Origin of the sequence: Bradyrhizobium sp. 199 (assembly GCF_023073355.1) — a bacterium.
GTDB lineage: Bacteria > Pseudomonadota > Alphaproteobacteria > Rhizobiales > Xanthobacteraceae > Bradyrhizobium.
This window is the reverse complement of the sequence record NZ_JADPJI010000008.1, coordinates 709,536-723,830: the sequence shown is the minus strand read 5'-3', so window position 1 is coordinate 723,830 and position 14,295 is coordinate 709,536. Positions and strand designations below refer to the sequence as shown.

At 60.3% G+C, this 14,295-nt stretch carries 12 protein-coding genes; 6 read left to right on the top strand and 6 right to left on the bottom strand.

The window, feature by feature from the left end:
• Positions 1 to 204 precede the first annotated feature (204 nt).
• Positions 205 to 471 carry a hypothetical protein gene (locus tag IVB28_RS25850; protein ID WP_247529918.1) on the top strand — a complete coding sequence of 89 codons (267 nt, stop codon included), beginning with the start codon at positions 205 to 207 and terminating at the stop codon, positions 469 to 471.
• 84 nt (positions 472 to 555) lie between these two features.
• Here IVB28_RS25850 and IVB28_RS25845 read toward each other — a convergent pair whose 3' ends face one another.
• Positions 556 to 1,293 (bottom strand): metallophosphoesterase, encoded by a 738-nt coding sequence (locus IVB28_RS25845; protein ID WP_247530170.1) that lies wholly within the window; start codon positions 1,291 to 1,293, stop codon positions 556 to 558.
• Between the two features lie 610 nt (positions 1,294 to 1,903).
• On the opposite strand from IVB28_RS25845, the gene IVB28_RS25840 reads away from it, so the two are divergent.
• On the top strand, positions 1,904 to 3,331 hold the full coding sequence (locus tag IVB28_RS25840; protein WP_346730770.1) for an undecaprenyl-phosphate glucose phosphotransferase: 1,428 nt from the start codon (positions 1,904 to 1,906) through the stop codon (positions 3,329 to 3,331).
• 58 nt (positions 3,332 to 3,389) lie between these two features.
• Here the strand turns inward: IVB28_RS25840 and IVB28_RS25835 are convergent, their stop codons facing one another.
• The 3 genes from IVB28_RS25835 to IVB28_RS25825 form a co-directional block, all read right to left on the bottom strand.
• The gene (locus tag IVB28_RS25835) at positions 3,390 to 3,662 is read right to left on the bottom strand and encodes a hypothetical protein (RefSeq protein ID WP_247529915.1); all 273 of its coding nucleotides are present in this window, start codon (positions 3,660 to 3,662) and stop codon (positions 3,390 to 3,392) included.
• 386 nt (positions 3,663 to 4,048) lie between these two features.
• Entirely contained in the window at positions 4,049 to 6,280 is a 2,232-nt protein-coding gene (locus IVB28_RS25830) for a Wzz/FepE/Etk N-terminal domain-containing protein (protein ID WP_247529914.1), read from the bottom strand.
• A gap of 31 nt (positions 6,281 to 6,311) precedes the next feature.
• Entirely contained in the window at positions 6,312 to 6,878 is a 567-nt protein-coding gene (locus IVB28_RS25825) for a hypothetical protein (protein ID WP_247529913.1), read from the bottom strand.
• A gap of 611 nt (positions 6,879 to 7,489) precedes the next feature.
• Here IVB28_RS25825 and IVB28_RS25820 point away from each other — a divergent pair.
• The 4 genes from IVB28_RS25820 to IVB28_RS25805 are packed head-to-tail and all read left to right on the top strand — an operon-like array spanning position 7,490 to position 12,238.
• Complete coding sequence (locus tag IVB28_RS25820) at positions 7,490 to 8,692, top strand: acyltransferase (RefSeq protein WP_247529912.1); 1,203 nt, start codon at positions 7,490 to 7,492, stop codon at positions 8,690 to 8,692.
• 7 nt (positions 8,693 to 8,699) lie between these two features.
• A complete protein-coding gene (locus IVB28_RS25815) occupies positions 8,700 to 10,037 on the top strand; it encodes a hypothetical protein (RefSeq protein ID WP_247529911.1) in 1,338 nt (445 codons plus the stop codon).
• Between the two features lie 9 nt (positions 10,038 to 10,046).
• A complete protein-coding gene (locus IVB28_RS25810) occupies positions 10,047 to 11,153 on the top strand; it encodes an acyltransferase (RefSeq protein ID WP_247529910.1) in 1,107 nt (368 codons plus the stop codon).
• Positions 11,150 to 12,238 (top strand): acyltransferase, encoded by a 1,089-nt coding sequence (locus tag IVB28_RS25805; protein WP_247529909.1) that lies wholly within the window; start codon positions 11,150 to 11,152, stop codon positions 12,236 to 12,238. Before IVB28_RS25810 ends, IVB28_RS25805 begins: the two co-directional genes overlap by 4 nt.
• A gap of 19 nt (positions 12,239 to 12,257) precedes the next feature.
• Here IVB28_RS25805 and IVB28_RS25800 read toward each other — a convergent pair whose 3' ends face one another.
• Together IVB28_RS25800 and IVB28_RS25795 are read right to left on the bottom strand one after the other, a co-directional pair.
• Positions 12,258 to 13,373 (bottom strand): glycosyltransferase, encoded by a 1,116-nt coding sequence (locus IVB28_RS25800; RefSeq protein ID WP_247529908.1) that lies wholly within the window; start codon positions 13,371 to 13,373, stop codon positions 12,258 to 12,260.
• Position 13,374: 1 nt separating this feature from the next.
• Positions 13,375 to 14,208, bottom strand: coding sequence for a polysaccharide pyruvyl transferase family protein (locus tag IVB28_RS25795; protein WP_247529907.1), 834 nt, complete (start codon positions 14,206 to 14,208; stop codon positions 13,375 to 13,377).
• Positions 14,209 to 14,295: the final 87 nt, after the last annotated feature.

Below are 14,295 nucleotides of genomic sequence, written 5' to 3'. Positions count from 1 at the left end.
CCATTTTCGGCGCTGGCCTCATTCTTGGATACGCGCTGAGCGCTTGGCGCGTCCAACGAAGAGGTGCGCACGCATCCTACGGCGCCTCACACCGGGCGTCCCAACCCACCTCGACGTTCGGCCACGCCCGGCGTGCCTTTTAGATGTCGTCCAATTCGTTGTCGGCATCCAGCTTCACACACCGAAACGACGGGGCATGACGAGATGAGCGAGCCTAAGAAGGATGCTCCGCGACGCTACATCGTGGATGGCGCCGGACAGCGCGTGCTCGTTGGTCTGACGATCTCGGAAACCATCGAGTTCGAAGCGCTAGACAAGCCGGATACCGACTTGATGGGCGAAGCGGCGCGCGTCCGTCAGGCCCAGCATGGCGAACGCTGGGTGGAACTCTACATCAAGCACGAACGTGCCTGGAGCGACTGGATGGCGCACACGCGTGCGCGGCTGGAGAAGCCGCCGTTGCTCAACTAGGGTTTGACCCGGAGTTGCGGATAAAACCCGGTCATTTCCTTGCGAAGCCGTCTCGTGCGTCAGCGCCGGGCGGTTGTCGCCACCTCACACCGCGAGCATGCGGCTGCCCTGAATGCTCATCAGGGTGAGGTTGCCGGTTGCATAGGCGCCGGTGTCGATGTTGACGCGGTTGGCCAGGAATTCGGCACTGCGGACCGGCGTATGTCCATGCACGACATATTTGCCGAACTGGTCCTCGCTCCGCAGGAACTCTTCGCGAATCCAGAGCAGATCGCGCTCCGTCTGCTCGGCCAGTGCAACGCCCGGGCGGACGCCGGCGTGAACGAAGAAGAAGTCGCCGCAACTGAAGCTCAGCCGCAAATTGTCCAGGAATTCCAGATGTTCGGTTGGCATTGCCCGAATTAAATTGCGCAATATCGATGCCGGCTCGTCGCGCTTCAGGTCCGGTGGGGCAAGCCCGTAGGACATCAACGTCTGGGTCCCGCCGAAGGCAATCCAGTCCTCGAACAGCGAAGGATCTTCGAACACCCTCACGAGGAATGCCTCGTGGTTTCCCTTGAGGAAAACTGCGTTTCCCCGGCGGCTCCGTTCGACCAGGACGTCGAGAGTGGCGCGCGTATCCGGGCCGCGATCGATGTAATCGCCCATGAAGACCTCGATCGCATAGCGCGGCCGGCTGCGGGCAACGTCGGCGTCGATCACCCGCAACATAGGCTGGAGCAGATGGGCGCATCCGTGAATATCGGAGATCGCATAGATGCGAACTCCCTCCGGCAATTGAGGTTTGGGGAAGGGCGGGCGTGGTCGGGCGAGAGATATCATGGCACTCAATCGATTGGGTCGTCGAAAAATTTCCCCAAGTCGCCGGCACCGGAGAGCTTCCATCCAACACGAACAACGTGAGTGCGGTGAGGGAGCGTCCTTGTTCTCCGGTTCGATCACGCCAAAAGAAGGGCGGTACTTCTTGCCCACCATGTTGTCGCTGGGCAGCACCAACGATCGGTCCGCAGGATTGCATCGCTGAACGCGAGAGCGCGGCAAAGATGCATGCCTAGGCAAATCTCGCGGCGCACGCCAAGGTAGAAATCCCTCGAAATTCTCGCAAATGATTCTTTGCGCCCGATCGGAAGATTGCATCGCCTGAAAGATGAGCGACGAGGCGCTCGCGCGACCACCGGACGTCGCGTTGGACGCGGAACTTGATTCAAAATAGGGCAACACGTTCGCTCGTATGTCATCACTGTGACGACTTTTTCAGCGCATCGAATTTTGCTGCGCATTTCAACATCGCGCATCATCCATGCGCCGCAAAAGTTTTGCGTGCAGCGCCACAATCTCGCTGCGATCAGCCAACACTTTCCGTGCGGAGAAGTTGACGAGTCTTCAGCATCACGATGGGCGTCAGGCACTCTCTCGATTGACAGAGGTACGAATGGCTGTTGCAACTTATGGTTCTGAAAGCGCCCACGCGTTATCGTCGACGCGCGGCGGCTCGCTTCAGAGGCCATTTCAAATCGTCGTCATGGCTGCCGACTTTCTGCTGATCCTGTTGAGCTATGCCGCCGGAGCTTCGCTCTACGGCGCGGCCGTTGCTTCGCCCGATGGCGCTTCGGTAGGGGCGGGGTTATTTGTCGGCGTCGTGTTCGTCGCGGTCGCCTATTTCCGGGACGTCTATGCCACGCACCGCTTGCTCAATGTCGTCTGGCAGCTGCGCAAGGCCGTGTTTATCTGGCTGACGTCGCTGACGATCCTCGCCGTTGCGGCCTTCCTGCTGAAATCGACGGACAATCTCTCCCGCGGCACCGTCCTCGTGTTCGCCGTGATCGGCGGATTTGGCTTGATCAGCCTTCGCTTCGTTTGGCAGGCGGTATTCGGCACGAACTTTGCGAGGAGCCGGCTGGTCGATCGCAAGGTGATCCTGCTCAGCCTCAAGCCGCTCGATTTCACCTCGAGCCGCTTCAAGGACCTGCGAAGGAATGGTTTCGATGTCACCCGCCATTTCGTGCTCGGCGCCGATCGGGACGACGGCCAATGGGAGCGACAGATTCGCGACGTGATCCGGCAATCGCGCTCGGCCGATGTCGACGAATATCTGGTTGCGCTCGACTGGAACGAATTGCCGATGCTCCGCAAGCTGGCGCCATATTTGCGCGCCGTCCCACAGCCCATACGCCTGCTGCCGGACGATCCGGTCGCTGATCTGGTAGCCCGCCCATTTCTGCCGGTCAGTGGAACCGTCGCGGTCGAAATCCAGCGGCCGCCTCTCTCGATTTTTGAGCGGTTGCAAAAGCGCTGTCTCGACGTTGGCGTGGCCGTGTTCGCGCTTGTGATGCTGACGCCGCTGCTGCTGACCGTTGCCATGCTGATAAAGCTCGACTCCCCGGGGAACGTCATCTTCCGGCAGTCGCGGCGCGGCTTTAACGGGAGGCCGTTCGAGATCTGGAAGTTCCGAACCATGACCGTCAGCGAGAACGGCGAGACGGTTACGCAAGCGACCAAGAGGGATGCCCGGGTCACAAAGATCGGACGGTTCCTTCGCATGACCAGCATTGACGAACTGCCGCAGCTCTGGAACGTGCTGCGCGGGGATATGTCACTGGTTGGGCCGCGCCCGCACGCGCTGGCCCATGACAATTACTATGACGAGCTCATCAGCAAATACGTCTACCGGCACCACATGAAGCCTGGCCTGACGGGCTGGGCCCAGGTGAACGGGTTCAGAGGAGAAACGCCGACGATCGATCTGATGGAGAAGCGGGTCGAGTACGATGTCTGGTACGTCAGCAACTGGAGCATCTGGCTCGATCTGAAGATCATGGCCCGCACCGCATCCGCAGTGATGTTCCAGGAAGCGTACTAGCCGCTCAATTTGCCGATAATCTGGAACCGCCGTCTAAGCCCGATCAGGATTCATCTCGCTACGACCTGCCAAAGAGCCGCATGATCGCATCGCGCAACGCGAGCAACGGCGGCACCAACACGAAGAAAGCTCCCATCGCGACCGAGACGATGACATGACGAACCGAGAAGGGTTCGTCCTGCTCGATCTCTCGTTGGTTGGGGTCGATGGGCGCCGGCGAAAGCGTCGTCGCCGTCGACTGCCGACGCGGCTTGCGTGGGGGAACCACGATCAACACGAACAGAATGTTGAGCAGAACCCAAATAGTCAAAATCGTCAGGACGATCAGCATTCCGAGCCCGCCGGAAAAGAACTACAAATATGAGCCGAGATTAGCCCCAGGGAACTCAGAAAGAAAGATGCCCAAAGTCTCGGCATTTTGAGGCATTGAGGACCGGATTGTCTCGTCTTATCGAGAGATGATTGCCAATTAGCGCACTGTCCTAGCCAGCACCGCCTTCGTCAATCCTTGCTTTTGGCTAGAGCAATAGCTGCAAGTTGTGGATTCCGGACGAATACGGAGGCCTGGGCAGTCCGGTGGCCAATCCCCGGCTGGTGCGCGAAGGCCCATTCGATCGCCTTCCAGCGACAGCTCCGCAAGACGCAAAAAAGCCCGCTGCCAAAATGGGCAGCGGGCCCGGGGGCGTTACAGTTCGGCCGAGCGCGGCGCCGCGCCGCCTAGGCGTGCTCGACGTAATAGCTGTTGTGGTGCTTGCCCTTGTACGCCTCGATGCGCTTGAGCATCTTCGGGTTGGCGCGGTTGAGCACGGCGCCGAGCAGTTTCTTCTGGAGGACTTCCGAGCCGGAAACCGACTCCTGAACAGCGCTTCGCGTCGTTTGTCCCCATTCGATCACGTAGACCATGGCGTCGATCAGGAGGCTGAAGGCCTTCGAATCCGCCACCGGCATCACTGGGGCAAGATCGATCACGATGTATTCATAGTGCTCTCTCAGCACCTTGAGCAGTTCGGCCATCGCCTTCGATCCGATGACGTCGGCCGAATTGACCATGCGGGACGCCACGACGGACGGCAGGAAATCCAGGCCCGTTTCCTTGCTTCGCTGCACATGGTAGCCGAGGCTCGCCGGGTCGGCGAGAGCTTCCACCAGTCCGCTCTTGGCGTTGGGGGCGAGCTCTCGGGTCAGCGAGCGCGTGTGCAGATCGCCGTCGATCAGGACCGTGCGATGTCCGGTGAGGGCGATCAACTGCGCGAAGTTGGCCGCCACCGTGGTTTTTCCTTCCTTGGGAAGGGAAGACACGATGCCGATGACCTTGATCTCGCGGGTCAGGCGCGCAACGTCGATCGATACCTTGATGTTGCGCAGCGTCTCGGCGAATCGCGAGAATGGATGATCGACGACGTAGCGGGACAGATCCGGTGAACTCGTCTTGCCTGACGCGGAAAGCAACGCGCCGGTCGTCGTCGGCGGACGAATGTCGGGCAGCACGCCGAGGCACTTGACCCCGAGCTCCTCCTCGACCTCGGCGGGGGTCCGCAAGACGTCGCTGAGCAGTTCGCGCCCAAATGCGACGCCAAAGCCGAGGCAGAGGCCGCCGACCAGGCCGCCGACGAGGGCCAGAACCGTACGCGGCGAGCTCTTGCGATCCGGCTTGGTGGCGGTGCTGATGAGGCGCGCCTCGCTGAGCGGGAAGCTCTGATTCTGCGTCGCGCTTTGCAGTTTCTCGAGGAAGTTGTTGTAGAGGTTGCGATAGGTGTCGGCGGCGCTTTCGAGATCGCGCAGCTTGACTGCGGCCTGGCCGGAATCGCCGGCCTGGGCGACGAGTTCCTTCACGCTTTTCTCGAGCGATGCCTCCCGGCTCTTTGCGATCTCATAGTCGCTGCGATAGGCATCTCCGATCCGACGCAGCTCGTCGGCGATGTTCTTGCGCAGCTCCTCCATCTTGTTGGCCAGATTGACCGTCGCAAGATGCTGCTTGCCGTAGCGTCGCGACCAATCCGCATATTGGGCCTGAAGGTCGAGATATTGGGCGCGCAGGCGGGTGATGACCGAGTTGTTGAGAGCGTCCGTCACGGTTGATTGCGCAACATCCTGGTCGGAGATCGCGTCGATCCGGTCGAGACGAGCCTTGGCCTCGGCGGTCGCCGCCCGCGCTTGAACCAGCTGCGTATTCAGGTCCGACAATTGCTGCTCTGACATCAGCCCGCGGCTGGTCCCGACGATGTTGTGCTCGGCCTTGAAGGTTTGCACGGCGCGGTCGCTGGCCGTTGCCTGTTCGCTCAGCTCGATGCTGCGCTGCTGAAGCCATTCGGTTGCCCGCTTGGTGGACTGATATTTGGCTTCCAGGGCGCCGACGAGGTAGGCATTGGCGATCGCGTTGACGATCTTGGCGGCCTTCTCGGGGCTTCGCGAGCGATAGTTCATCGACAAGACATACGTCGTCAGGACGCGTTCCGTTCTCAGGTTCTTCTGAACCTGCTCGACCACGGCGTGTTCGAGCCGCTCCTGGGACGCAGCTTCGCCAGAGCCAAACGGCGACATGAGCTTGCCGAGAACGATGGACAGCAAGCCTGGACTGGAGCCATTGAATTCCGGATCATCCGTCAGCTTCAGGCGACGGACGACCGAGAGAATCAGGTCGTCCGAATTGATGACCTCGACCTGGCTATCGACGTAGCCGGTATCGATGAGGGCACTGTTGGCGTTGCTGTCTTTGTCCAGCACCTGCGCCTGACGCGTATCCATCATGATTCGGGCATTCGCGGTGTACATCGGCTGTGCCATGACCAGGTAGACGATCACCAGGGCCAGCGCAGCTCCGGTGCACGCCGCGATGATCGGCCACTGCCGGCGCAGGACGTCGGCCACGCGCTCGAAGCTGAGGACGGCTCCGCCGAATTCGATGCCGAATCTGTGTCCCGACTGGAAATGTTCTCTGGGCTGGTACATTTTTGAATTCGCGTCCTTTGACGATCGCTGATCAGTTCGGAAGTGGGACGGGCTTGAATGGGTTCGCCAGCTTGGTTTTGAATTCACCCTCGAGCAGGGCGCCGCCTCGGGCCGGTTGCGCCGGGCCCTTGGCTTGCGGCCGAGCCGGGACGCCCGAGGCGTCCTCTCCTGCGGCGGAATAGCCCGCTTGCACGTTGAGATCACCGACCCGTTGCGCAAAATCCCTGATCTTGCGCGCCGCGTCCGGCTGCGTCGACGTGCACCGTCCTTCCGCAATCCTCAGCGCCGCGCCGATAGCTGAACGATCGCTCGAAGCCGAGGCCGAGATGAGTGTCTGGACGGACGGCAACACCGAGGGGTTCGTGGCGATGTAGGTGGCGAGCCGAAATCTCAGCTTCTCCTTGTCGTTGCGCAGTCGCTCCAGAAGCGAGGAGGGCGATTTCACGAACGTGTCGAGTTCGAGCTGCGAGGCACGATCCGAAAATTCGACGCAGTGAGCGCGGCAAGCATCGATGCTCGACATGGTCAAGGCAGAAGCTGCCAAGACGATCGGTAGCCATCGTCGCCTTGCATGACGAATTGTCGGTCCGCAGCCCATCCGTGTCCCTTTCTCACTGTTGCAAACAGGAGAACAGGCGAAACCTGGCAGGTAACTGTGTCAATTTTTGTGCGACGCAAAAGCTGAGTGCGGTGCTCGACGACGACGGCTGCACTGCCTGCTTTTCGGTCGGTTGCAAAATGAGGATATGCAATGACTGCGAGATCGGCATGCTTGCGCCTAGGAATGTTGCAGCTTGAAAACATATCAGGCATTTGCGCGTGCAGGCCTCGCGAGCGGCGTCGCAAAACCGACACAAGTCGTCGGCTACTCGTTGGTTCCCGTCCGCGAGAAATTTATCAGTGCAACATGTGCGACATCAGCGTGAGAAAAAAATTAGCGCAACTGCGGCTGCCTTGATCGCAACAGTGCCGAATTTCGCGCACACTTTGCACGCAAACACCCGCAATCATCACGCCCGAATTTGCGCGCCGACGCCGGCTGGTCTCGGCGAAAAGTGGCGTGAACTTGGCGCTCGCATGTCCGAATGACTGCGAGCCTTGAATTTATCGTCGATCGTCATGCGTCGATTGCGACTCCGCGATCGCAGAGATTGAACATGTGCAAGTCCTGATACACACTGCTGCGGTGCAATAGCTGGGAATGTTGATGTGACGGAGTTGGTTCATCGTGAGAAGGCGCATGTCCTGCCGCTCGACAGTATCAGGGGTATCGCCGCGACATCGGTCGTGATTCACCATCTCCTGCTGATGCCGACATTCCTCGCGGCGTTCCCGCACAACGCGTGGATCAATTGCGCGTTCTTCAGAAGCTCCTGGCTGCTGGTCGATCTGTTCTTTGTTCTCAGCGGGATCGTGATGTCGCTCAGCTACGTCGAAAGCGACTTCGGGCGCTTCTCGCTGCGCGAGTTCATGGTGCGGCGGCTGGCGCGGGTCTATCCGCTGCACATCGTCATGCTGATGGCAAATCTGTTGTTTCGCCTCCTGCGTATCAGCCTGGTCATGACGGGCGTCGTTGTGGCCGCGCCGGCGGCGTTCGAAGTGAACAATGCATACTCCTTCGTTCTCAACGTCCTGCTGCTGCATTCGATGGGGTTTATAGACTATCTCAGCTGGAATGCGCCGAGCTGGAGCATCAGCGTCGAGTTCTACACCTATCTGGTGTTCGGCCTGGTCGTCCTCTTTGCCCAGCGCATGCGTTCGCTGTTGTGGTTCTACGTCCTCTGCGGCGCGATTGCGGTCGGAAGTCTGGTCTTCATCATCTTCGTGCTCGACAAGAGGAGCCTCGGGCTTCAGACCGATTTCGGCATCCTGCGCTGCTTCGTGAGCTTCTTCCTGGGCGTGCTGACGGTCAGGATCGTCGATCGCCTGCCGGCCAAGCCGAGCCCTGCCGTGCAGGGCATGCTGCAATTCGTCGCCATGATAGCCAGCATCGCTTTGGTGTCCCTGGCGGAGACCAGTCCTGCGTCAACCTTCCTGGCGCCAGTGACGTTCGCGATCTTCCTTGGCAGTTTACTGGCCTTTCCGGATGCGCTGCTGGTGCCGCGGATGCTGGTGGCCAAGCCGCTGGTCTGGCTCGGGCGCCGTTCCTACTCGATCTATATGGTACACGCACTTGTGGTGCTGCTGGCCGAATATTTCGTGCGGGCGGTGGGGGCGGGGCGGATCGCTGCGCTGGATTCGGTCTGGGCGGGCCTGCCGGCCACGCTGAATCTCGTGGTCTCATTGGCCGCCGTGCTGGCAGTGTCCCACTTCACCTATCTCTATGTCGAAATCGGTGGCGGCAGGCTGATGCGGAACGTTCTTGGAAGCCGATCCGACTTCTCGGCGTCCCCCGCGCGGCAGACGAACTGAGCCGGACATGACGATGCTCGCGCTGCAACGGCCCAGAATCACGCTGATCAGCCTCAACATCGAGGCAATCGCGCTCGGGGTCTATCTGGTCCGCGACGCCTTCGGCGGCGTGATCCGCTATTACACCAGCATCTATCACGTGGATCCGCTCTGGTACCTGCCTGATGGCGTCGCGCTTCTGTGTCTCGCCCAGTTCTTTGTGCATTGCATCTTGCGCAATCGCAGCACCCTGGCGCTGTTGGTGCTGGTCCAGATCATGCTGTCGCTTGTACTCGGCTACTTCTTTATGGGAACGATGAACGCTGCGATTTCGTCGTTCAAGATGATGCTCCCGGTGTTCGTCGGATTCTGCTTCTGCGATTCGAGCCTTGGCTCGTACCGGAAGCTGCTGTCGGTCATCGCGGTGACCTTCTATCTGTCCGTGATCGGCGTTTTCCTGACGAAATTCTACCTGATGCCCTGGGTAGGATTCAAATACGAGTCCTTCGGCGCGGTGCGCGAGGCTGGCCGGTTGTGGTGGGCCTATGGCGGTGACGACCAGCGCCTGATGGGCTTTGCAGCCGACAATACCATGGCTGCGTTCTTCATCCTGGTGTCGTTTGCGATCACGTCCATTCGCATGAGCACCACGTGGTGCCTCGTATTCGGCTCCATCGCCATCTATGCCATTCGCCTGACCACGAGCAAGACGACCATGATCGTCCTCGTTCTGTACCTGATCTTGCTGGTGTTCGTGCGAATGCTTCCCGAGAGATCGCGCTTCCCCGCGATCCGGACCATCGCGCTGTGGTCGTTTGCCGCGATCCTGGTTCCGTTCTTCATGATCGTGGTCGCCTCCGGCACCGCGGCCGTGCCGCATTCGACCTTGTTCAGCATCGTCGATCGCATCAACAACAGCTGGCAGTTGCCGTTCGTCTACATGAACCAGCTCATGCCGATCGGTCTGGTGACCGGCTGCGGGGCGGGCTGCTTCAACTATCCGCAAAAACTGTTCTCGCCGCTCGCCCATTTCTGGGTACCGGTCGACAATTTCTACATCGGTACCTACCTGATGTTCGGACTTCCTTTCGCGGCGTTCATGGTGATGGTGTTTCGCGCGACTTTCGGTGCGACCGACGTCTACAAGCTGACGCTGCTCTTCGTCGTCAATCTGTTCACGATCACGGTGCTGAACTACGGCCCGGCCTCCGGCCTCCTGATCATCGCATTGAGCTTCAGCGAGGTGTTCTCGCGGCGTACGGCCTCCGCACGGGCGGGCGACACGGTGCCAATTGTGATGCGGCCGCCGATGCCGTCACTGGAAGGCTTCCGCCCGGATATGCCGGCGGCGAGCGGAAGCAGGTGAGAACGAACAATGCATAAACGGCTCGCATTCATCGACACGTTGCGCGGCATCGCCGTATTGTCGGTCCTGGTCCAGCATGTATTCGAGGTGATCGTCGAAAAGCACCCGACGGGTTCCTATTACTGGCCCATCCATGATGTGTTCGGCTACTACATGAACTTCGGCCGGTTCGGCGTGGTGTTGTTCTTCTTCGTCAGCGGCTTCGTCATTCCGTTCAGCTTCCCGGACAGCGCCACGCCCGTGCGGGATTTTGCGATCAGCCGCTTCTTCCGGCTCTACCCGGCCTATTGGACCTCGCTCGTGGTCGGGCTCGTGACGATGCAACTGCTGGATTCGAAGATCTATCCGCTCGGACAGATCGCCGCCAACGTAACGATGTTGCAGACCTTCGTGAACGTCCCGAACCTCTGGGTGTTCTATTGGACCCTGGCGATCGAGCTGTTGTTCTACGCCGGATGTACGCTTCTCTTTGCGATGGGGTTGCTGAACCGGCGCCTCACGGCGGTGACCATCGTCGTTGCGGCCGCGGTGGTCGGAACCAGCGCTGCACTCTTCGTTGAGAGCAGGGCAGTCTCCTCGGTCATGGAGGTCGGGCTGAACCTCTCGGCGATGTTCCTGGGCAAGATCATCCGCGACACCGTCATCGGCGGAAAGTTGCGATGGACCCATGTGACCGTCTGCACGCTCACGTATGCGATCTTCGCGATCACCCTGTCCGACCGCCGGTTCGGAGGCGTGTATCACGAGAATTTCTTCTACAGCTATTCGATCGGATCGGCCTATGTCTGCGCGGCGCTGGTCTTCATCGGCTTTGCCCTGTTCGGCGAACGAATGGCCTGGCGTCCGATGGCATTCGTCGGCGTGATCAGCTATTCGGTCTACCTGATGTCGCCGTTCGTGATCGTCTTCGTCCATCGCCTCGTCTGGTTCGGCGACGGGCCGCTCGGATGGTCGATCTTCCTGATCGTGATCCTGGCGTTGTCGATCCTGGTGAGCTGGATGACATACGCATTCATCGAGAAGCCCAGTATTTCCTTCGGACAGAGGTTCCGCTCCGCGCGAAGAAAGCCGGTCATCCTCGAGCCTGCGCTCAGTACCCAGGGTGCGGCAGAGTGATCAAGGCACCGCACCAGCAGGGCGCTGCGTACGATGGATCGTTCCTTCCTTCGGTCCAGGGCCTTCGTGGCATCGCGGCGCTGAGCGTGCTGATGGACCATTTTTATGACATGCCGAAGGCCGGCATGTACGACATCCCGAATCCAGGATTCCTGCCGCCGCTCTGGGCTTGGCTGCAATCGGTGATCAATGTCGGCGGCCATGGTGTCGAGCTGTTCTTCATGATCAGCGGTTTCCTGATCCCGGCAAGTCTCGTGCGTCACGGGTCGCTGTCGCGGTTCTTCTACGACCGGGTCCTGCGCATCATGCCGGTGTTCGTCGTCCTGCATCTGGCGCTGTTCGCGATCGGGCCGATCGTGGGCTACAAATTCTTCCGCGGGATTGATCTGACCAGCTATCTCGCGATCTTCGCGGCCAACCTGTTCTTCGTGCAGGACGCGCTCGGCTTGCCGATTGCCCAGCAGAACGCCTGGACATTGACCTATGAGTGGGCGTTCTACATCTGGTTTGCGCTGACATTCTCGATGTGGCGCGGTGGGGGCAGGCTGCTAGCGGGGCCCTTGATCCTGCTGGGTGTCGCCTGCCTGATGCATTGGCCGATCACCGCGTTCTTCTGCATCGGCATGCTGTTCAGCGCGACCGGATTTCGTATCTCGATCCCCGGGCCCTTCGGCTTGCTCACGGGCTTGGCTTGCGGGGCCGCCCTGTATGCGAGCCTCGTGCTGTTTCACCCCTTCGTGGGGCTCATTCCCGGATTTCTTTTGTTCGGCATGGTGCTCGCTCCGGAATCAGGCTTCGGCAAGGTTCTGAGCGCGCCCGCCCTGCAATATGTCGGCAAGATCAGCTACAGCCTCTATCTCGTGCATCCCTTCGTGCTGTTCCCCTTGCAGGTGATCGGCCTGAAGCTGGTCGCTGTCGGCGTCGATCGGTGGCTGCTATGGGCCGCCTTCATCGTGCTCGGGCTGGTGATGTCGTTGGTCGCGAGCGCGATCAGCTATGAGTTGATCGAGGTCAGGCTGAGGCGCCTGCTGGATGGCGCGATCCGCGGAATGTTCTTTCGACGCCAGATCGAGCAATCGGTTTGAGCCGCAGCGCCTGTCGCGGTCAGCTGACGGTACGACCGGCAAGCCTGTGATAGGACCCAAGTAGCCGCTCGGCGATGCGGTCCCAGTTCAGCGGGCCAGCAGCGGTCTGCCGTGCGCCCTCGGTTAATGTCGCGGCGAGAGGTTTTGACGTCAGCACGCGCTCGAGTGCGTCGGCGAGTGCCGCCGCATCGCCCGGAGGAACCAGCAGCCCGTTGACTCCGTCGGTTACCACGTCGGGGATGCCGCCGGTGGCGCTGGCAACGACTGGACGAGAGTTGCCGTAAGCTGATGCAAGCACGCCGCTCTGCGTTGCATCCTTATAGGGCAGGGCGACCACGGTGGCGGATTGAAACAATCGTCCGGTCTCCGCAGGCGAAATATAGGCGTTGATCGTCTTGACCGTCGGCATCGCTTCCATCCGCGCACCGAGCCGTGTCATCTCTGGGCCGCGGCCGGCGACGATCGCTTCATGCGCCACGCCACGCTGAGCCAATATGTCGATCGCATCGATGAACACGTCCAGGCCCTTGTAAGCCCACATCCGTCCAAAGAACAGGATTCGCGCGGATTCCGGCTCGGCGAGTGCGCCCTTGGCTGCCGGAACCATGAGCACGCCGTGCATGCTGGAAACTGTTTCACCCTTGAAGTCGGGCGAGGCGCGGCGAAAATCGGCAATACAGCTTTCGCCGTGCGTCGTGACGACCGATGCCGCGGCGCGCATGCGTCCGCGCCAAGCATCCTCACGTGGCGAGGTGCCGGAGCCGCCCTCCGAATGCGGAATCGCATCGTGAACCGTCAGCACCAGAGGAATACCGAATGGGCGGAGCAGTTGAACTAGTTTGGACGTGTAGATCTCCGGAACTTCGTGACAATGAATGATGTCCGGACGAAACGATATTATGTCGATGAAGGACGCGGGGATGCCGATCGCGCCGCCGCGGCGCAGGCTCAGGTCGCGGACCCGTGTCTCGAAGGGCGCCGCCACAGCGATATCGGCAAGTTCCCATTGCTGGTTCGCGTCCTTGGCGTTGAGCACCAGGCGCACGTCGCAATGGTGCGCCAATCCAGATGCGAGCCGGTAGGAATATTCGGCGAAATGCGGCGCGTAGATGGCGACGCGGAGGCGCTTGGCCATGTCAGCTCTGCCCGCTCCAAAGGTCGATCGGGAATGCATTCATCAAGGCCCGATGGTCAAAGTTGAGCCGCGCAGCCCCACCCATCTCGCGCCCTTCCTCGATGCTTGAGGCAAACTCGACTGCGAACCGGCCGGTGCCCTCATAATAGTCACGATATTTGAACTCGGACTCTCCGCTGCTCAGGCGCACGTATCGAGCGGGTATCCCGAATGCCTCGGCGACAATGATGCCGTGGAGCGAGCTGGCCAGAACCAGTTCTGCTTCGAGAATAGCGTCAATTCGCCGATTCCAGGATCCCAGCGGTGAGACCATTGTATCGGCGGCCCGGTCGACGAGTGTCAAATCATGCAAATTCGGAACAAACACCCACGGCTTCTTGGCAGTAGGGTGAAAGCGATTCGGAAACAGCTGAGGAAGCAGCAACGCAGGGTCTCCGAACACTTCGGGTACCTCGATGCCCCGACGCTGCAAAACCTCTCGTGTACGAGGACCGCGCACCGCTCGCACATCCAAGTTCTGCACGCGGCGATTGAGGTCGTCCTGGCCCGGGCGCCCGTTCACGCCGGTTCCCCAGATCACATCGCCATCTCGCGCGTAGTGGAGTACGGAGCCGATCGCGAACAAGCGCGTTTGCCGTGGCACCTCGTCGGCGAGCGTATAGCCGAAATGCCGCAACAGATGGTCAACGACGACGACCGAAAGATAGTCGCCGAAATTTATCGTTCCGTCGTCGGGACGCCAGAAGAACAAGTCCACATGCGGATACGGCAGCTGATGAATAAAGTCGCAACCGACCTCGTTGATCAGCCGTCGTAGATTGCCTCGGAAATTCATGCTGCCTCGGATTGTAGCTGCTTTCTTGCCGTAGTGTCCTCGTAAACAAGGCGACTATTGGACCATTGCAGCCGATGGCTCATTGAC

Excerpts from the sequence above, each read along its gene's own strand:
- IVB28_RS25850 (WP_247529918.1), top strand. The coding sequence starts at position 205 with ATGAGCGAGCCTAAGAAGGATGCTCCGCGACGCTACATCGTGGATGGC.
- IVB28_RS25845 (WP_247530170.1), bottom strand. The coding sequence starts at position 1,293 with ATGATATCTCTCGCCCGACCACGCCCGCCCTTCCCCAAACCTCAATTG.
- IVB28_RS25840 (WP_346730770.1), top strand. The coding sequence starts at position 1,904 with ATGGCTGTTGCAACTTATGGTTCTGAAAGCGCCCACGCGTTATCGTCG.
- IVB28_RS25835 (WP_247529915.1), bottom strand. The coding sequence starts at position 3,662 with ATGCTGATCGTCCTGACGATTTTGACTATTTGGGTTCTGCTCAACATT.
- IVB28_RS25830 (WP_247529914.1), bottom strand. The coding sequence starts at position 6,280 with ATGTACCAGCCCAGAGAACATTTCCAGTCGGGACACAGATTCGGCATC.
- IVB28_RS25825 (WP_247529913.1), bottom strand. The coding sequence starts at position 6,878 with ATGGGCTGCGGACCGACAATTCGTCATGCAAGGCGACGATGGCTACCG.
- IVB28_RS25815 (WP_247529911.1), top strand. The coding sequence starts at position 8,700 with ATGACGATGCTCGCGCTGCAACGGCCCAGAATCACGCTGATCAGCCTC.
- IVB28_RS25810 (WP_247529910.1), top strand. The coding sequence starts at position 10,047 with ATGCATAAACGGCTCGCATTCATCGACACGTTGCGCGGCATCGCCGTA.
- IVB28_RS25800 (WP_247529908.1), bottom strand. The coding sequence starts at position 13,373 with ATGGCCAAGCGCCTCCGCGTCGCCATCTACGCGCCGCATTTCGCCGAA.
- IVB28_RS25795 (WP_247529907.1), bottom strand. The coding sequence starts at position 14,208 with ATGAATTTCCGAGGCAATCTACGACGGCTGATCAACGAGGTCGGTTGC.